This window comes from Caulobacter sp. (genome assembly GCF_017744445.1).
Lineage (GTDB): Bacteria > Pseudomonadota > Alphaproteobacteria > Caulobacterales > Caulobacteraceae > Caulobacter.
This window is the reverse complement of sequence record NZ_JAGIBH010000013.1, coordinates 38,064-54,731: the sequence shown is the minus strand read 5'-3', so window position 1 is coordinate 54,731 and position 16,668 is coordinate 38,064. Positions and strand designations below refer to the sequence as shown.

The window sequence follows — 16,668 nt, the reverse complement described above, 5'->3', positions numbered from 1 at the left end:
CTTAAGCCAGCACCGGCTTGGTGGCGTTCTTCTGGGCGGTCAGAACCAGTTCGGCGGCCAGCAGGGCCTGCTCCTGGTCCTGGGCGATCGAGGTGCGCTCGACGATGTCGGTGACGAACTGCGGGCCGAAGGGCAGCTGCACCTGGCTGCAGTCGATGTAGCGGGCCTGCTTCTTGTCGACGATCAGCAGGTGGTTGGCGCCCGGCCGGCCCGTGGGATCGATGTACTTGCGCAGCTCGATATAGCCCTCGGTCCCGAGGATGAAGAGCCGCCCGTCGCCCCAGACGCCCAGGCCGTCGGGCGTGTACCAGTCGACCCGCACATAGCCCGTGCCGCCGTCGCCCACGGCGGTCAGGTCGCCGAAGTCCTCGAACTTGGGGTGGTCGGTATTGGCGATGTTGCCGACTTGGCTGGCCACGACCTTGGCGGTCTTGCTGCCGGTGTAGAACAGGAACTGGTCGGCCTGGTGCGAGCCGATGTCGGTAAGGATGCCGCCGTAGCGAGCCTTGTCCCAGAACCAGTCCGGACGCCCCTGGCCGATGCGGTGGGGCGCCAGGTTGACCGTCTGCACGACCTTGCCGATCGCCCCGGCCATCACCAGCTCGCCGGCCTTGATCGCCGAGGGCACCTCCAGCCGTTCGGAGTACATGATCGCGTATTTGCGTCCGGTCTTCTTCACCGCCGCGCGCACCTGGGCCAGTTGCTCCAGGGTGATGATGCCCGGCTTGTCGGCCAGGTAGTCCTTGCCGGCGGCCATGACCTTCAGGCCCAGCGGCGTGCGCTGGTCGGGGATCGGCGCGGCGGCGACCAGCTGGACCGACTTGTCGTTGAGGATCTGGTCGATGCTGGCAGCCACCGGCACGTCGCCATGCTGCTTCTTGAAGTCGGCCAGCTGCTTGGCGTCGTTGTTGTAGGCATAGACCCAGACGCACTCGCCGCCGCCCCGCTTCACGGCCGCGGTCATGCTCATGATATGGTAGTGGTCGAGCCCGATCACCGCGAACTTGATCTTGTGCTTGGCCGTCAGGGCCGGCCCCGGCGCGGCGACCTCCTGAGCGATGGCCGCGCCGCTCGCCAGAGCCGCGCCACCCAGTCCCGCCGCCATCAACACGGCTCGGCGACTTGCGAGATCGTTCATCGGTTTCCTCCACGCGTCAGCTTGCCTGACCACTGATTGGCAGTGATCAGACCACTAAAACGCCAGGTCGAAAATCCCCTTTTAGGTCGTAGCCGCTCAACCGAAGGCTTCATCTCACATTACGGGAAATTCATCTGCGCTGGGCCCGCGCTTGGGGCAGCATCCCAGCACTTTGAGGGGCATTGGGATCCTACACATGCGCATCTTCCTGCTGGCCGCCGTTTCGGCGGTCGCTCTTTCCAGCTCGGCCTTCGCCGCCGACAAGCCGATGTATGGCGCCTGGGGCGTTGACCTGACGGCTCGCGACATGGCCATCAAGCCGGGCGACGACTTCAACAAGTACGCCAACGGCGGCTGGGAGAAGAAGACGACCATCCCGGCCGACCAGGCCTCGGCCGGCGTCGGCTACGACGTCTACAACCGCTCGCAGGACCAGCTGCGCACCCTGATCGAGACGGCCGACGCCTCGACCCCAATCGGCGCGCTGTACAAGAGCTTCACCGACGAGGCCAAGGTCGAGCAGGTCGACGACGCGCCGCTGAAGGTCGACCTGGCCGCGATCGCCGCCGTCTCGTCCAAGGCCGAGATGGCCAAGGCGATGGGCCAGGCCCACGGCGGGTTCGGCCCCGACCTGTTCTCGCTGGACATCTATGCGGACGCCAAGAACCCCGAGATCAACACGCTCTACATCGGCCAATCGGGTCTGGGCCTGCCCGACCGCGACTATTACCTGACCGACGGCTTCAAGCCGCAGCTGGCGGCCTATACCGCCTTCGCCGAGCGGGCGCTGAAGATGGCCGGCTATGCGGACCCGGCGAAAGCCGCCGCCGACGTCGTCGCCTTCGAGACCGCCATCGCCAAGGTCAGCTGGCCGGTCGCCGAACGCCGCGACATCGACAAGGTCTACAACCCGGTCAGCCTGGACGAGCTGAAGGCCTACGCGCCTGAAGTTCCGTGGACGGATTACCTGGCCGCCGCCGGGATCACCGGGCGCAGCCAGGTGGTGCTGGGCGAGAAGACCGCCGTCCGCGACATCGCCAAGCTGTTCGCCAGCACGCCGCTGGAGACCCTGAAGGCCTGGCGCACGGTGCAGGGCGTGCAGGAGATGTCGCCTTACCTCTCCAAGCGCTTCGTCGACAGCCGGTTCGAGTATGTGAAAGTGCTGAGCGGCCAGACCCAGCTGCGTCCCCGCTGGAAGCGCGGCGTGCAGCTGGTCGACAGCAGCCTGGGCGAAGTGGTCGGCCAGACCTATGTCGCCAAGTACTTCCCGCCCTCCTCCAAGGCCCAGATGGTCGAGCTGATCGCCAATCTGAAGGTCGCCATGGCCGAGCGCATCGAGAAGGCGCCGTGGATGGCCCCGGCCACCAAGCAGGCGGCCCTGAGCAAGCTGTCGAAGATGAAGGTCATGGTCGGCTATCCCGACAAGTGGCGCGACTATTCGGGCCTGAAGCTCGACGCAGGCGACCTGTACGGCAACGTCCGCCGCAGCGGCGCCTTCGAATGGGCCTACACCCTGGGCGACCTGGGCAAGCCGGTCGACAGCGGCAAGTGGGGCATGACCCCGCAGACGGTGAATGCCTACAACGGCGGGCTGGAGAACAAGATAGTGTTCCCAGCCGGCATCCTGCAGGCTCCGTACTTTGACCCGGCGGCCGACGCGGCGGTGAACTACGGCGCGATCGGCGCGGTGATCGGCCATGAGATCAGCCACGGCTTCGACGACCAGGGCCGCAAGATCGACGACACCGGCAAGCTGCGGGACTGGTGGACCGCCGAGGACGCCAAGCGCTTCGAGGCGCAGGCGGCGGTGCTGGGCAGCCAGTACGGGACCTATGAGCCCGTGCCCGGCATGAAGATCAACCCGGCCTTGACCATGGGCGAGAACATCGCCGACTTGGCCGGTCTGCAGGTGGCCTATGACGCCTACCACGCCTCGCTGAAGGGCAAGCCCGCCCCGACCATCGACGGCATGACCGGCGACCAGCGCTTCTTCCTGGCCTTCGCCCAGAGCTGGCAGGACAAATCGCGCGACGATTCGCTGAAGCAGCAGATGGCGTCGGATCCCCACTCGCCGTCGAACTTCCGGGTGATCGGCCCGACGCGCAATGTCGACGCTTGGTACGCGGCCTTCGGGGTCAAGCCGGGCGACAAGTTCTATCTGCCGCCGGAGAAGCGCTCGCGTATCTGGTAGGGCGCAAAAGGAAAGGGCCGCTCTAAGGAGCGGCCCTTGTTCTTTTCAGCGATGAGCGCTGAAGGCCTATTCGGCCTTGATCTGCTCGCGAGCCACGGCCAGCAGTTCTTGCATCTTCATGCGGACTTCGCCTTCCGAGGCGGCGACGCCCGAGCCCTTCAGGTCTTCGAAGACCTTGCGGAACACGTCCTCGTCGCCCGGCTGTTCGAAGTCGGACTTCACCACGGCGCGCGCGTATTCCTCGACCGTCGCCAGGCCCATCAGGCCGGCCGCCCACTCGCCCAGCAGGCGGTTGCGGCGGGCGGTCGCCTTGAATTCCAGTTCCTGGTCGTGCGCGAACTTGCGTTCGAAAGCCTGTTCGCGTTCGTCGAAGGTGGTCATGAAGGCCCCAAAGTCGCCAGCCTGTCCCCGCCAGATGAATTCATCCGGCCGCGACAGGCCATAATTCTAAACATTTTGAGCATGATGGTCGCCGGAACCGGCGTCCGCTTTCAGCGATCATGCTCCTACGCGGGCTGCATATCCTTTGCCGGTCTCCGCCGCAATCGGCGGATAAGCCGCAGGCGACGTTTCCGGCTCCAGCATAGACCAAAACCAACCAGGTTTGTTTGCGCGGCCGCGCTCATTCGGGTAGGTTCCGTAAGATATTTTTTAGTGAGCGGCCTTGAGTCGAATGCCGCGCGCAGCTATCCGCCGCGCGCGCTTTTCGTTTCCCCGGTGGGGCGCGCGCTTTCAGAAGGGCCTCGACGAGAGCCATGACGACCCGTCGCAAGAAGATCTACGAAGGCAAGGCCAAGATCCTCTACGAGGGCCCCGAACCCGGCACCCTGATCCAGTACTTCAAGGACGACGCGACGGCCTTCAACGCCCAGAAGAAGGCCATCCTGGAAGGCAAGGGCGTCATCAACAACCGTATCAGCGAGTACATCATGACTCGCCTGAACGGCATCGGCGTCCAGAACCACTTCATCCGCCGCCTGAACCTGCGCGAGCAGCTGATCAAGGAAGTCGAGATCGTCCCGCTCGAGGTCGTGGTGCGCAACATCGCCGCCGGCTCGATCGCCACGCGCCTGGGCCTGACCGAGGGTCAGCCCCTGCCCCGCTCGATCATCGAGTTCTACTACAAGGACGACAAGCTCGGGGACCCGATGGTCTCGGAAGAGCACATCACCGCGTTCAACTGGGCCGCCACCCAGGAGATCGACGACATGATGGCCATGGCCCTGCGGGTGAACGACTATCTGTCGGGCCTGTTCAGCGGCGTCGGCATCACCCTGGTGGACTTCAAGGTCGAGTTCGGCCGCATCTACGAGGGCGACTTCTCGCGGATCATCCTGGCCGACGAGATCAGCCCCGACAGCTGCCGCCTGTGGGACTCGGCGACCAACGAGAAGCTGGATAAGGACCGCTTCCGCCGCGACCTGGGCAATGTCATCGAGAGCTATACCGAGGTGGCCCGCCGCCTGGGTATCATGAAGGAAATGCCGACCGTCATTCAGGGCGGCGTGCACTAAGTTCCTGACCCCGCAGCGGGGTGGGTGTCGCGACGCAGACCGTCGCGCGGGAGGGGCGCATGCGGCGGCCCTTTTTACGGAGAGACTGTCAGTGAAAGCCACCGTCCACGTGTTCCTGAAGCCCGGCGTGCTCGACGTCCAGGGCAAGGCTGTCGAGAACGCCCTGCACGGCCTGGGCTGGCCGTCGGTCAAGGAGGCCCGCGTGGGCCGCGTGATCGAGTTCGACCTGGACGCCACGGACGCCGAAGCCGCCAAGGCCGAGGTCAAGACCATGTGCGAGAAGCTGCTGGCCAACACGGTCATCGAAAGCTACCGCATCGAGATCGCCTAAAACGAATGTAGGGGCGGAATTTCCTCCGCCCCTCTTCCGCCCCCAGCTTCGCCACACAATGTTCGGTGAAGAGACAAAGGGAGTGATTGATGAGCGCGAAGTTCCACCTGGCCGAGGTCAATGTCGGACGCCTGAGGGCCCCGATCGACCATCCGATGATCAAGGACTTCGCGGACAACCTCGACCGCATCAACGCTCTTGCCGAATCCTCGCCTGGCTTCGTCTGGCGACTGAAGGGCGACGGCAACAACGCCACTGATCTCGCGATCGACGGCGATCCCCTGTTCATTCCGAACCTGTCGGTCTGGGAGGACATCCCCTCCCTGGGCGCCTACGTCTATCGTAGCGGTCACGTCGAGATCATGCGCCGCCGCAAGGAATTCTTCGAGCCCATGGACCACGCCATGGCCCTCTGGTGGGTCCCGGTGGGTCACGTCCCGACGGTGGAAGAAGCCCTGGAAAAGCTGGCCCTGCTCAAGGCCCATGGCCCGACCCCGGCCGCCTTCCTCTTCAAGACCCCCTTCCCGCCCCCGACCGGCGAACCGGTCCAACCCGAGCTGGACGAGTGCGCGTGATGTTTCCGGCCGTGCGGGACTGACATCCCGCACGAACGGTGCTACAGGCCCGCGCCATGAAAGCCGCCGTCGTCGTATTCCCCGGTTCGAACTGCGATCGTGACTGCAAGGTCGCCATCGAGCGCTCCGCTGGAGCCCGTGTCGAAATGGTCTGGCACCAGGAGACGGCCCTGCCGGACGACCTGGACCTGATCGTCCTGCCCGGTGGCTTCTCCTACGGCGACTACCTGCGCTGCGGCGCCATGGCGGCCCAGAGCCCGGTCATGAAGGAAGTCGTCACGGCCGCCGAAAAGGGCGTCGCCGTCGTCGGCATCTGCAACGGCTTCCAGGTCCTGACGGAAGTCGGCCTGCTGCCCGGCGCCCTGCTGCGCAACGCTGGCCTCAAGTACGTCTGCAAGCCGATCGGCCTGGACATCGTCAACGGCCAGACCCGCTTCACCGCCGGCTACGGCGAGCAGCGCCAGGCGGTCATGACCGTCGGCAATGGCGAGGGCAACTACTTCGCCGACGAGGAAACCCTCGACCGGATCGAAGGCGAAGGCCAGGTGGTGTTCCGCTACCAGGAAAACCCCAACGGCTCGGCCCGCAACATCGCCGGCATCGTCAACAAAAGCGGCAACGTCCTGGGCCTGATGCCCCACCCCGACCGCTCGTTCGATCCGGACCTGGGCTCGGACGACGGCGCGGTGCTGTTCCGCAGCATCTTCCAGAGCGCCTGACGCTCTAAGCGGGTTGGACCAACTTCCAGCCCTTGCCCTCCCGCACGATCCGCGCGGCCTTCCAGTCGGAGGGCTTGGTTGTGGGCGTCGCGGCGACACCCCGCATCCCCTCTGACAGGACCTTCACCTCGAGGGTGTCATTGTCGATCCAACGCGGATCGCATGCGGCGAAAGCCTGGACCTCGGCGTGACTGAACGCGCCATCCGCATGGGTCGCGATCTCGACGCCGTTCAGGCTCTCGCCCTCGACGTCGTCACCCGTAGCAGCGAACGAGCGTCCATCTGGAGAGGCCACGGGCGGACCGCCCAGACCGACCTGTGCGCCCTTCGCGTCGACGAGGTACCAGGTCATCCACTCCCAGTGGCGGCCCAGCAGCACGTCGAAGCGCGCGTCCGGCAACCGTCCCAGATAAGCGTAGGCGACCGAGGCATCGCCCTCCTCATCGTTGTCGGCGAACCGCGCGCCGGAGACGATCAGCACCCCATTCTCGCGTCGCACCCGGCCTTGGGTGGACGCCAGAACTCCAGGCTCCGCAGCCTTCGGCGTCGGCCCTGGCGACGCGGTCTCGCGCCTAGCCCAATCTTCCGCTGTCAGGTGGCAGAGGGCATCGCCATAGTCGGCTCGGAAGACTCGACCGGCGAAAGACGCCACCGCATGCGCGTTGGCGGGCCGAGCCGCCGACGCCTCGCGCACGGGCTCACGTTGGCAGCCTGAAACGATGATCACGAGAGCAAGCAGGCCGGGGACGAGCAGCAGGCGCAAGACAACCTCCGATAATCCTCCCGGTAGATCACGCTGTCCCGTCGCGCTCAAGCGCTAGCCCGGCGCCTGCCTTCCGCGCGCTGATCAAAAAGTGGGCTGCCCACTGCTGTTATAGTGTAGCAGCTCGAGAATCCGGAGCCTAAGGTGCCTGCCATTGCAGGAGGGCCATTCCATGAGTCTCGTTTCCAAGCTGCGCGTCGGCCTGCTGGCCGCCGTGGCTTTTTCGGCGTTCGCCGCCGCCGCTCACGCGCAAGTCACCTCGATGACGCCGGATATCGACGGCAAGTACGCCCAGACCAAGATCAACTACGACTACGAAAAGCGCGTGGTCATGATCCCAATGCGCGACGGGACCAAGCTGTACACCGTCATCGTGGTCCCCAAGGGCGGCAAGAACCTGCCCATCATGCTGACCCGCACGCCCTACAACGCCGCCAAGCGCGCCGCCCGCGCCGATAGCCCGCGCATGGTCGCGGCCATGCCGCAGGGCGACGAGCCGTTCGTGGCCGACGGCGGCTATATCCGCGTCTTCCAGGACATCCGCGGCAAGTACGGCTCGGAAGGCGAATACGTCATGACGCGCCCGCTGAAGGGGCCGCTGAACAGCTCGGAAGTCGATCACTCCACCGACGCGTACGACACCATCGACTGGCTGGTGAAGAACGTGCCCGAGACCAACGGCAAGGTCGGCATGCTGGGCAGCTCGTACGAGGGCTTCACCGTCGTGATGGCGCTGGTCAATCCGCACCCGGCCCTGAAGGTCGCCGCGCCGATGAGCCCGATGGTCGACGGCTGGATGGGCGACGACTGGTTCCAGCACGGGGCCTTCCGCCAGAACAATTTCGACTACTTCGCCGGCCAGACCAGCGTACGCGGCGCTGGCGAGAGCGTCCAACGCCAGGGCTATGACGACTACGCCAACTTCCTGCGAGAGGGGTCGGCCGGCGACTACGCCAAGAACCACGGCCTGGACAAGCTGCCCTGGGCCCAGAAGCTGTTCGCCCACACGGCCTATGACAGCTTCTGGAGCGAGCAGGCCCTCGACAAGACCATGGAAAAGACGCCGCTCAAGGTGCCGACCATGTGGATCCAGGGCCTGTGGGACCAGGAGGACATCTGGGGCGCGGTGCACTCGTACCCGGCGCTGGAGTCCAAGGACACGAACAACGACAAGAACTACCTGGTGCTGGGCCCCTGGCGGCACAGCCAGGTCAACTACGACGGCTACAACCTGGGTCCGTTCAAGTGGGACGGCGACACCGCCCTGCAGTTCCGCCGCGATGTGATGAAGCCCTTCTTCGACCAGTACCTGAAGGACGGCCCCAAGGCCGATACCCCGCCGGTGCTGATCTATGACCCCGGCCAGAACAAGTGGAACCGCTACACGTCGTGGCCCCAGGGCGGCGCTCAAGGCGCCGGCGCGGGCAAGGCGACCAAGAACCTCTACCTGAGCGCCAATGGCGGCCTGGGCTTCCAGGCTCCGGCGGCGGCGAAGGGCGCGGCGGCCTATGACGAGTATGTCTCCGACCCCGCCAAGCCGGTGCCCTACATCCCGCGTCCGATGCAGTTCGCCGACCGCAGCCGCTGGACGCCGTGGCTGGTCACCGACCAGCGCGCCGTCGATGGCCGCCCGGACGTCCTGACCTATGTCAGCGAGCCGCTGACCGAGCCGATGAAGATCGCGGGCGTGCCGAAAGTGAACCTGACGGCCTCGACCAGCGGCAGCGACAGCGACTGGGTGGTCAAGCTGATCGACGTCTATCCCGACGAGGTCCCCAGCCAGCCCGAACTGGGCGGCTACGAGCTGCCGGTGGGCATGACCATCTTCCGCGGCCGCTATCGCGAGAGCTTCAGCGAGCCCAAGGCCCTGACGCCCAACAAGCCGCTGAAGTACCAGTTCATCCTGCCGACCGCGAACTACACCTTCCAGCCGGGTCACCGGATCATGGTGCAGGTCCAGTCCAGCTGGTTCCCGCTGTACGACCGCAACCCGCAGACCTTCGTGCCGAACATCTTCTTCGCCAAGCCGGCCGACTACGTGAAGGCGACGCAGCGGGTGTTCCACGCGGGCCCCGAGGCCAGCTTCATCGAGCTGCCGGTGGTCGACGCCAAGTAGGCATACGAAAAGGGCCGGCGGTGACCATCCGCCGGCCCTTCCCATCTACGGAGAGGAATTCAGTCAGGTCAGCGATCGCCGCGCCTGGCGTTCTCATCCTGCTGGTTGGCCTGGCCGCCAGGATTGCGGCCCTGCTCGTTCGGGTTCTGCCTGGGCTGGCCCTGCTGCTGCTGCTGGTCGGGCGCTCGACGCTGCTGGTCGTTCTGCTGCTGCTGCGGGTTGCGATTGTTGTCAGCCATCGGGCTTACTCCTGTTTCACTCCGCACGCTCTCGGCGCACGAGGACAAAACGGGCGCGGACTCGCGACGTTCCTACGGCGGAGTCGCCTTAATTCCGGCTAAGCTCAAGAATCTTCACGGGTTTCTCGATCATCTGTCCCTTCATGTAGGGATCGTCGGCCCGCGTGACCGTCGCCGCCGCGTGGATGGCGCGGACCACATCCATGCCCTCGACCACCTTGCCGAAGGCCGCGAAGCCGCCGCCGTCCTTGTTGCGCGCGCCGCCATAGTCCAGGGCCGGGCTGTCCTCCAGGCAGATGAAGAACTCCGAGGTCGCCGAGCCGGGCGTGTCGCGGGCCATGGAGATCACCCCGGCGGTGTGGCGGATGCCAGTGCGCTTCGTCGGCTCCAGCGGGATCGGCGGCAGGCGCTCGCCCGCGTCGCCTAGCCCACCCTGGATCACGCTGATCGTGGCCGGGTTGTTGTCGTTCTTCGGTGAGACGGTCCGGTAGAAGGTCCCGCCCTTCATCAGCCCCTTGTCGGCATAGGCCAGGAAGTTGGCCACGGTGATCGGCGAGCGGTCGGGATAGAGCGCCAGGACGATCTTCCCCCTCTCGGTGACCAGCTTCACCCGCACCTCCCGGTCGCGGCCGGCGCCGGTCAATGGGATGGCGGCCAGGGCAGCGAGCAAGGCGCGACGATCGAGGCTCATGCGGGTCTCCGGAACGATACCCTCACCATGGCGCCGTTCGCGGGAGAAAGCTTCGCCTTAGACAAGAGAATTAGGGTTAAGCCGCACCACCCGCGCGAGATCGGTGGAATCCCCGTCTCGGGTCGATCAACGTTATCCCGAGGGAAAAACACGAAGGCATCGGCGGAGCCTTCGAAGACGCACAGAGTTAAGACCAACATGGCCGACCCCGAAGTTCGGTTCCCCGAGACCTATGTCAGCGGCGTGCCCGTCTGGGCCAAACGCCGTAAGCGCTCGGGCATCAATCCGTTGCTGAACACGATCATCGTCATCCTGGCCCTGTTCGGGGCCATGGTCATCGGCGTGTCGGCGCGCATGGGCTCCGTCGAAAAGGGCGGCGCGGTCATCGACCAGTGGATGGCCCTGGGGATGAAGCACCTGGAGAACGCCATCAAGGCGATGTAGCGCGCGACAGGCTGTAGCGGAATCTGACCGACCGGGTTAGAAGGCGCGCCCATGAGCACGCCCCAAAAGCCCATGGCCGAATTGGCCGCCGAGTTCGGCCTGAAACCCGCCGAATATGACGTCGTCCTGAAGCGGCTGGGCCGCGAGCCCAACCTTGTCGAGCTGGGCGTGTTCTCGGTGATGTGGTCCGAGCATTGCTCGTACAAGTCGTCGAAGAACCAGCTGAAGAAGTTCCCGATCGACGGGCCGCGCGTGATCTGCGGTCCGGGCGAGAACGCCGGCGTGATCGACATCGGCGACGGCGACGCGATCATCTTCAAGATGGAAAGCCACAACCACCCCTCGTACATCGAGCCCTATCAGGGCGCGGCGACGGGCGTGGGCGGCATCATGCGCGACGTCTTCACGATGGGCGCGCGGCCGATCGCGCTGCTGAACGCCCTGCGCTTCGGCGAGCCGGACCACCCCAAGACCAAGCGCCTGGTGGATGGCGTGGTCGCCGGCATCGCCGGCTACGGCAACTGCGTGGGCGTGCCCACGGTCGCCGGCGAGACCAACTTCCACAAGGGCTACAACGGCAACATCCTGGTCAACGCCATGTGCGTGGGCCTGGCCAAGGCCGACAGCATCTTCTACTCGGCCGCCCCGGGCCCGGGCCTGGCGGTCGTCTATTTCGGCTCCAAGACCGGCCGTGACGGCATCCACGGCGCGACCATGTCCTCGGCCGAGTTCTCGGAGGACTCGGAAGAGAAGCGCCCCACCGTGCAAGTCGGCGACCCCTTCGCCGAGAAGCTGCTGATCGAAGCCACGCTGGAGCTGATGGCCACCGGCGCGGTCGCCGCCATCCAGGACATGGGCGCGGCGGGCCTCACCTCCTCGTCGGTCGAGATGGCCGGCAAGGGCGGCGTCGGCATCGAGCTGAACATGGACATGGTCCCGCAGCGCGAGACCGGCATGTCGGCCTACGAGATGATGCTGTCGGAAAGCCAGGAGCGCATGCTGGCGGTCCTGAAGCCCGGCCGCGAGCAGGACGGCCACGCCATCTTCGAGAAGTGGGGCCTGGACGCCGCCGTCATCGGCTACACCACCGACACCGGCCGCCTGGTGCTGAAGCATCACGGCGAGACGGTTTGCGACGTGCCGCTGGCCCCGCTGTTCGACGACGCGCCGCTGTATGACCGTCCGTGGGTCCAGCCCAAGCTGGACGCCCGCCTCGACCCGGCCAAGATCCCGGCACCGATCAACTGGAACGAAGCGGTCCTGAAGATCGTCGGTTGCCCCGACATGGCCTCCAAGCGCTGGCTGTGGGAGCAGTACGACCGCCACGTCATGGCCGACACGCTGGAAGACAGCGCCACGGGTTGCGACGCCGGCATCGTGCGCATCCACGGCACGGGCAAGGCCATCGCCGTGACCAGCGACTGCACCCCGCGCTACGTCCAGGCCGACCCGTACGAGGGCGGCAAGCAGGCCGTCGCCGAGGCCTGGCGCAACCTGACGGCCGCCGGCGCCCTGCCGATCGCCATCACCGACAACCTCAACTTCGGCAGCCCCGAAAAGCCCGAGACCATGGGCCAGATCGTGCGCGCCACCGACGGCATGGCCGAGGCCTGCCGCGCGCTGGACTTCCCGGTCGTGTCGGGGAACGTCAGCCTCTATAACGAGACCAACGGCGTCGCCATTCCGCCGACCCCGACCGTCGGCGCCGTCGGCCTGCTGGAAGACTACGACCTGCGCACCGGCTTCGGCGCTGTGGCCGAGGGCGACACGCTCGTCCTGATCGGCGAGACACACGGCGAACTGGGCGCCTCGATCTATCTGCGCGAGATCCTGGGCCGCGAGGACGGCGCCCCGCCGCCGGTCGACCTGGCCCTGGAGCGCAAGAACGGCGACTTCGTGCGCGGCCTGATCAGCTCGGGCCTGGTGGCCGGTGTCCACGACCTGTCGGACGGCGGTCTGCTGATCGCCGCGGCCGACATCGCCCTGGCCAGCAAGGTCGGCGTCACCCTGAACGCCACCAGCGCCGCCCACGCTCACCCCTACCTGCTGGGCGAGGACCAGGCGCGCTACCTGATCGCCACCCCGGACCCGGAAGCGGTGCTGGAAGCGGCCAAGGACGCCGGCGTCCACGCCAATGTCGCCGGCGTCGCCGGTGGCGACACGTTCGCGTCAAAGGACCTGTTTAGCGTCTCCCTGGACGCCCTGCGCTCGGCCCACGAGGCCTGGCTGCCGGGCTACATGAACGCCCCCAAGGCCTAAGACCGGAAAGCACGAGTACATGCGCATCCTCGCCCTCACCGCCGTCGTGGCGCTCATGCTGAGCGCCTGCGCCCCGACCGCCCAACCCGCCGCCCCGTCGGCGGACAACCTGGTCGCCCAGTGCTCGGCCAAGGGCGGCAGCGTCCAGCCCGTCGGCAAGGCCCAGATCCCGACCTGCGTCGTGCCCTATGCCGACGCCGGCAAGACCTGCACCGACAAGGCTCAGTGCGAAGGCGCCTGCATCCTCGAGGGCAACCTAGAAGCCCAGGGCGACGTCACCGGCCAGTGCCAGAAAACCAACCGCCAGTTCGGCTGCTACGCCAAGGTCGTGAACGGCAAGTCGACCGGCGCGATCTGCGTCGACTAGACCGGCGTGTCGAAGCCTGTGGACCGCGATAGCGCGTCCCAGGCGACGATCTCGGCTTTCATCGCAGTCAGCTTCTGGTCAACGAGCGCCAAGGCATCCTCGCCCAAGAACAGCCTGACGGGCGGATTTTCCAGCGCGATAAGCTTCAGCACCACCTGCGCCGCCTTGTCCGGGTCGCCTGGCTGACGGCCGCTCTTGGCTTGTCTGGCCTCGCGGATCGGATCCATGACGGCGTCGTAGTCGCTGATACTCCGGGAGGTCCGGTCCATTGAACGACCAGCCCAGTCCGTACGGAATTGTCCAGGGGCCAGCGCCGTCACGTGGACGCCGAACGGCGCCAGCTCCTTGCCCAGCGCCTCTGAAATTCCTTCGAGGGCGAACTTGCTGCCGCAGTAGAAACTGATCCCCGGCATGGTGATGAAACCACCCATGGAGGTCACGTTGATAATGTGCCCGCGCCGACGCTCGCGCATGCCTGGCAGCACGGCCTTGATCATCGCGACGGGGCCGAAGACGTTGGCCGCGAATTGACGCTGGAGATCCTGCAGCGACGACTCCTCCAGCGCGCCTTCATGGCCGTAGCCGGCGTTGTTGACCAGCACCTCGACCGGGCCGGCCAGCGCTTCCGCGCCGCGGACTGCCGATGCGATCGACGGATAGTCCGTGACGTCGAGCAAGAGCGGAAAGGCGCGGTCGGAATACCGCGCCGCGAACGCCGCCCCGTCCTCCGCACGCCGCACGGTCCCGATAACACGATGCCCCGCCTCCAGGGCGGCCGCGGCAAAGGCCTTGCCGAGACCGGAGCTGACCCCGGTGATAAGGAACGTTTTCGAATGGCTGTTCTCGCCCATGGCAAGGCTCCGTAGATCCAAATTTATATCATGATATACTTTTTCGAATGACTGAGGACAAGCCCCCCGCCCCGGCGAAAAGCCGCGCCGACGCCATGCGTCGGCGCGTGCTCGACGCCGCCGAGCGCCTCCTGCACGAGGGACGCGCCGAGTTTTCGATGCGAGAGCTGGCCGCCAGCGCCGAGGTGAGCTTCGCCACTCCGTTCAACCACTTCGGCAGCAAGGCGGCGATCATGCACGCCCTGTCGGCCGAACGTATCGCGTCGATGGTGTCCCGCTTCGACGAGGCGGCTCCGAAGGGCGATGCCGCAGACCGCGTCCTCGCCGCGGTAGACATCGCCGCCGCCGTCATGCTGGCCTCGCCGGAGGTGAACCGCGCGGTGATCGGCACGATCGGCGCGCCGGGTGGAGAGGCCGGACAGGCCTATGTCCAGTCACGCGCGTTGTGGGCCCGGGCGATCGCAGACGGTGACGGACTGGAGCCAAGCCTTGCCGATATCGCCAGCCAAGCTTTACCCGATCATCTGGCTTTGGCTTTCCGGGGCGCGCTGTCGTTCTGGACGGCCGGTGAGATCGCCAACCTGGAGCTCGCGGCTCGGGCCCGCGCCGTAGCGGCTACCCTGCTGCTGGGTTTCGTGAAGCCTGAACGTCGAGAGGCGCTGCGGGCTTCGCTAGGCCGCGTGCGTCCGTCCTGACCACCGCGCCACCGTCTCCAGCAGCTTGGTAGGGTTGATCGGCTTGCCCAGGTGGTCGTCCATGCCGGCAGCCAGGCAGGTGGCGATCTGTTCGGGCAGGACGTTGGCGGTCATGGCGACGATCGGCGTGGCCGCGCCGCGCGCGCCTTCCATGGCCCGGATCTCGCGGGTGGCTGTCAAGCCGTCCATGACCGGCATCTGCACGTCCATCAGGACGAGGTCGAACTGGCCCTGGCGCATGGCCTCGATGCCGGCGACCCCGTCATTGGCCGTTTCCACCCCGATGCCGAACGGCTCCAGCATGGTGCGGATAAGCTCGCGGTTCACCGCATTGTCCTCGACCAGCAGCAGGCGCACCCCAGCCTCGGCGTCCAGCGGCGAGACATCTTCCGCCTCCGGGGCCGGCAGCTCGGCCAAGGGACCACGCACTTCGAACCAGAAGGTCGAGCCCTGCCCTTCGACGCTGTCGACGCCGATCTGGCCATCCATGCGCTCGATGATCCGGCGCGAGATGGCCAGGCCCAGGCCCGTGCCGCCGAAGCGGCGCGAGACGGCCGCATCGGCCTGCGAGAAGCGGTCGAAGATCGCCTCGCGGTTCTCGGCTGCGATGCCGATGCCGGTGTCGATCACCTCGCCGCGCAGCACGGCCTCTTCACCGTCGATCGTCTGGGTCAGGGCCACGGTGATCGCGCCGTGGGCGGTGAACTTCACGGCGTTGGACAGGAAGTTCAGCAGCACCTGCGACAGGCGCGGCCCGTCCAGGTTCATCGGCGCGATGTCCTTGGCCGCCCGCACCTCGACCTTCAGCCCCTTGGCGACGGCGCGCTCCTCGACCAGGGCGGCGCAGGACGAGGCCATGGCCGCCGGGTCGAACGGCCCCGGATCCAGCTCCAGCCCGCCGGCCTCCAGGCGCGAGAAGTCCAGCACGTCGTTGACGACGCTGAGCAGGGTGTTGCTGGCGTCCAGGATATGGCCGACCTGGCGGGCGGCGGTCTTGTTCAGGTTGCGCGAGCGGCGCAGCACCTCGGCGAAACCGATGATGGCGGTGAGCGGCGTGCGCAGCTCGTGGGTCATGTTGGCCAGGAAGTCGGACTTGGCCGCCGACGCCGCCTCGGCCAGCTCCAGGGCCTTGGCGATGTCGATCTCCAGCTGCTTGCGCTCGGTGATGTCGCGCGAGGTGACCAGCAGGATGTCCGAGCCGTCGCCCAGCCGCGAATAGGAACTCTCCAGCCAGATCACCCGGCCGTCCTTGCGGGCGGATTCGTAGTCGGCGTGCACCGGCGGGCCGCCGGCTTCCAGGCCGCGGATCACGCCCTGCACGCGCTTGAAGTCGGCGTCGCTGACCATGGCCTGCGGCGGCAGGGCCATGAACTCCTCGTGGGTGTAGCCGGTGATGCGCTCGATGCTGGGCGAGCTGTAGATCCGCTCGCCCTTGGGCGACCACAGGGCGACATGGTCGGTCAGGTTGTCGCCCAGCAGCCGATAGAGGCGGTCGGCCTCACGATACTGCTCGATGGCCCGCTGCTGGGCCTCGACGCTGGCCGATAGTTCGTCGCGCAGCTGCTCCAGCTTCATCTTCTGGCTGGTCAGCCAGTAGGCCAGCGGCGTGGCCACGACAGTGGCGATGATCAGGGTCGTGAAGGGCGTGAAGGTCTGCGGATTGCGCATGACCAGCACGTTGATGACGTAGTCGGCGATCAGCGCCGCGGCCACGATGAGGCCCACCGTCGGCGCGGTTTTGAAGATCCGGTCTCTCACGACGGCGGGCTTGATCG

General features: G+C 66.4%; 16 protein-coding genes and 1 pseudogene. 10 read left to right on the top strand and 7 right to left on the bottom strand.

Annotated features, from left to right (window positions below; genetic code table 11):
• Position 1: 1 nt before the first annotated feature.
• Positions 2 to 1,138, bottom strand: coding sequence for a Gfo/Idh/MocA family oxidoreductase (locus J7528_RS18430; protein ID WP_291877343.1), 1,137 nt, complete (start codon positions 1,136 to 1,138; stop codon positions 2 to 4).
• A gap of 196 nt (positions 1,139 to 1,334) precedes the next feature.
• Between J7528_RS18430 and J7528_RS18425 the strand changes: the two genes are divergently transcribed.
• Positions 1,335 to 3,329 (top strand): M13 family metallopeptidase, encoded by a 1,995-nt coding sequence (locus tag J7528_RS18425; RefSeq protein WP_291877341.1) that lies wholly within the window; start codon positions 1,335 to 1,337, stop codon positions 3,327 to 3,329.
• 66 nt (positions 3,330 to 3,395) lie between these two features.
• Here J7528_RS18425 and J7528_RS18420 read toward each other — a convergent pair whose 3' ends face one another.
• Positions 3,396 to 3,710 (bottom strand): DUF1476 domain-containing protein, encoded by a 315-nt coding sequence (locus J7528_RS18420; RefSeq protein WP_291877339.1) that lies wholly within the window; start codon positions 3,708 to 3,710, stop codon positions 3,396 to 3,398.
• 374 nt (positions 3,711 to 4,084) lie between these two features.
• On the opposite strand from J7528_RS18420, the gene purC reads away from it, so the two are divergent.
• The 4 genes from purC to purQ all read left to right on the top strand — a co-directional run bounded on the left by purC (position 4,085) and on the right by purQ (position 6,468).
• The gene (gene purC / locus J7528_RS18415) at positions 4,085 to 4,843 is read left to right on the top strand and encodes a phosphoribosylaminoimidazolesuccinocarboxamide synthase (RefSeq protein WP_291877337.1); all 759 of its coding nucleotides are present in this window, start codon (positions 4,085 to 4,087) and stop codon (positions 4,841 to 4,843) included.
• 91 nt (positions 4,844 to 4,934) lie between these two features.
• Positions 4,935 to 5,174: a phosphoribosylformylglycinamidine synthase subunit PurS gene (purS, locus tag J7528_RS18410; protein WP_291877334.1), complete on the top strand. Its 240-nt coding sequence runs from the start codon at positions 4,935 to 4,937 to the stop codon at positions 5,172 to 5,174.
• Positions 5,175 to 5,263: 89 nt separating this feature from the next.
• Positions 5,264 to 5,749, top strand: a complete 486-nt coding sequence (locus J7528_RS18405) for a DUF3291 domain-containing protein (protein ID WP_291877331.1) — start codon at positions 5,264 to 5,266, stop codon at positions 5,747 to 5,749.
• Positions 5,750 to 5,805: 56 nt separating this feature from the next.
• Positions 5,806 to 6,468, top strand: a complete 663-nt coding sequence (purQ, locus tag J7528_RS18400; protein ID WP_291877329.1) for a phosphoribosylformylglycinamidine synthase subunit PurQ — start codon at positions 5,806 to 5,808, stop codon at positions 6,466 to 6,468.
• Between the two features lie 4 nt (positions 6,469 to 6,472).
• Here the strand turns inward: purQ and J7528_RS18395 are convergent, their stop codons facing one another.
• Positions 6,473 to 7,231 (bottom strand): hypothetical protein, encoded by a 759-nt coding sequence (locus tag J7528_RS18395; protein ID WP_291877327.1) that lies wholly within the window; start codon positions 7,229 to 7,231, stop codon positions 6,473 to 6,475.
• 172 nt (positions 7,232 to 7,403) lie between these two features.
• Here J7528_RS18395 and J7528_RS18390 point away from each other — a divergent pair, with 172 nt between their 5' ends.
• Positions 7,404 to 9,347: a CocE/NonD family hydrolase gene (locus tag J7528_RS18390; RefSeq protein ID WP_291877325.1), complete on the top strand. Its 1,944-nt coding sequence runs from the start codon at positions 7,404 to 7,406 to the stop codon at positions 9,345 to 9,347.
• Positions 9,348 to 9,415: 68 nt separating this feature from the next.
• Here the strand turns inward: J7528_RS18390 and J7528_RS18385 are convergent, their stop codons facing one another.
• Complete coding sequence (locus J7528_RS18385) at positions 9,416 to 9,586, bottom strand: hypothetical protein (RefSeq protein ID WP_291877323.1); 171 nt, start codon at positions 9,584 to 9,586, stop codon at positions 9,416 to 9,418.
• Between the two features lie 88 nt (positions 9,587 to 9,674).
• The gene (locus J7528_RS18380) at positions 9,675 to 10,277 is read right to left on the bottom strand and encodes a peptidylprolyl isomerase (protein ID WP_291877321.1); all 603 of its coding nucleotides are present in this window, start codon (positions 10,275 to 10,277) and stop codon (positions 9,675 to 9,677) included.
• Positions 10,278 to 10,475: 198 nt separating this feature from the next.
• Here J7528_RS18380 and J7528_RS18375 point away from each other — a divergent pair.
• The 3 genes and pseudogenes from J7528_RS18375 to J7528_RS18365 form a co-directional block, all read left to right on the top strand.
• Positions 10,476 to 10,679, top strand: a pseudogene (locus tag J7528_RS18375) (hypothetical protein); the annotation flags it as partial.
• Between the two features lie 93 nt (positions 10,680 to 10,772).
• Positions 10,773 to 12,980, top strand: a complete 2,208-nt coding sequence (purL, locus tag J7528_RS18370) for a phosphoribosylformylglycinamidine synthase subunit PurL (RefSeq protein WP_291877318.1) — start codon at positions 10,773 to 10,775, stop codon at positions 12,978 to 12,980.
• A 19-nt stretch (positions 12,981 to 12,999) separates the two neighbouring features.
• On the top strand, positions 13,000 to 13,347 hold the full coding sequence (locus tag J7528_RS18365) for a hypothetical protein (RefSeq protein ID WP_291877315.1): 348 nt from the start codon (positions 13,000 to 13,002) through the stop codon (positions 13,345 to 13,347).
• Here J7528_RS18365 and J7528_RS18360 read toward each other — a convergent pair.
• A complete protein-coding gene (locus tag J7528_RS18360) occupies positions 13,344 to 14,198 on the bottom strand; it encodes an oxidoreductase (RefSeq protein ID WP_291877312.1) in 855 nt (284 codons plus the stop codon). The two genes, J7528_RS18365 and J7528_RS18360, sit on opposite strands and share 4 nt — an antisense overlap.
• A 47-nt stretch (positions 14,199 to 14,245) precedes the next feature.
• On the opposite strand from J7528_RS18360, the gene J7528_RS18355 reads away from it, so the two are divergent.
• Positions 14,246 to 14,893 carry a TetR/AcrR family transcriptional regulator gene (locus J7528_RS18355; protein ID WP_291877309.1) on the top strand — a complete coding sequence of 216 codons (648 nt, stop codon included), beginning with the start codon at positions 14,246 to 14,248 and terminating at the stop codon, positions 14,891 to 14,893.
• Here the strand turns inward: J7528_RS18355 and J7528_RS18350 are convergent.
• On the bottom strand, positions 14,870 to 16,666 hold the full coding sequence (locus J7528_RS18350) for an ATP-binding protein (RefSeq protein ID WP_291877521.1): 1,797 nt from the start codon (positions 16,664 to 16,666) through the stop codon (positions 14,870 to 14,872). The genes J7528_RS18355 and J7528_RS18350 overlap by 24 nt on opposite strands.
• Positions 16,667 to 16,668 lie beyond the last annotated feature (2 nt).

Excerpts from the sequence above, each read along its gene's own strand:
- J7528_RS18425 (WP_291877341.1), top strand. The coding sequence starts at position 1,335 with ATGCGCATCTTCCTGCTGGCCGCCGTTTCGGCGGTCGCTCTTTCCAGC.
- J7528_RS18380 (WP_291877321.1), bottom strand. The coding sequence starts at position 10,277 with ATGAGCCTCGATCGTCGCGCCTTGCTCGCTGCCCTGGCCGCCATCCCA.
- purC (WP_291877337.1), top strand. The coding sequence starts at position 4,085 with ATGACGACCCGTCGCAAGAAGATCTACGAAGGCAAGGCCAAGATCCTC.
- J7528_RS18365 (WP_291877315.1), top strand. The coding sequence starts at position 13,000 with ATGCGCATCCTCGCCCTCACCGCCGTCGTGGCGCTCATGCTGAGCGCC.
- J7528_RS18385 (WP_291877323.1), bottom strand. The coding sequence starts at position 9,586 with ATGGCTGACAACAATCGCAACCCGCAGCAGCAGCAGAACGACCAGCAG.
- J7528_RS18405 (WP_291877331.1), top strand. The coding sequence starts at position 5,264 with ATGAGCGCGAAGTTCCACCTGGCCGAGGTCAATGTCGGACGCCTGAGG.
- J7528_RS18355 (WP_291877309.1), top strand. The coding sequence starts at position 14,246 with ATGACTGAGGACAAGCCCCCCGCCCCGGCGAAAAGCCGCGCCGACGCC.
- J7528_RS18420 (WP_291877339.1), bottom strand. The coding sequence starts at position 3,710 with ATGACCACCTTCGACGAACGCGAACAGGCTTTCGAACGCAAGTTCGCG.
- J7528_RS18360 (WP_291877312.1), bottom strand. The coding sequence starts at position 14,198 with ATGGGCGAGAACAGCCATTCGAAAACGTTCCTTATCACCGGGGTCAGC.
- purQ (WP_291877329.1), top strand. The coding sequence starts at position 5,806 with ATGAAAGCCGCCGTCGTCGTATTCCCCGGTTCGAACTGCGATCGTGAC.
- purL (WP_291877318.1), top strand. The coding sequence starts at position 10,773 with ATGAGCACGCCCCAAAAGCCCATGGCCGAATTGGCCGCCGAGTTCGGC.
- J7528_RS18390 (WP_291877325.1), top strand. The coding sequence starts at position 7,404 with ATGAGTCTCGTTTCCAAGCTGCGCGTCGGCCTGCTGGCCGCCGTGGCT.
- J7528_RS18430 (WP_291877343.1), bottom strand. The coding sequence starts at position 1,138 with ATGAACGATCTCGCAAGTCGCCGAGCCGTGTTGATGGCGGCGGGACTG.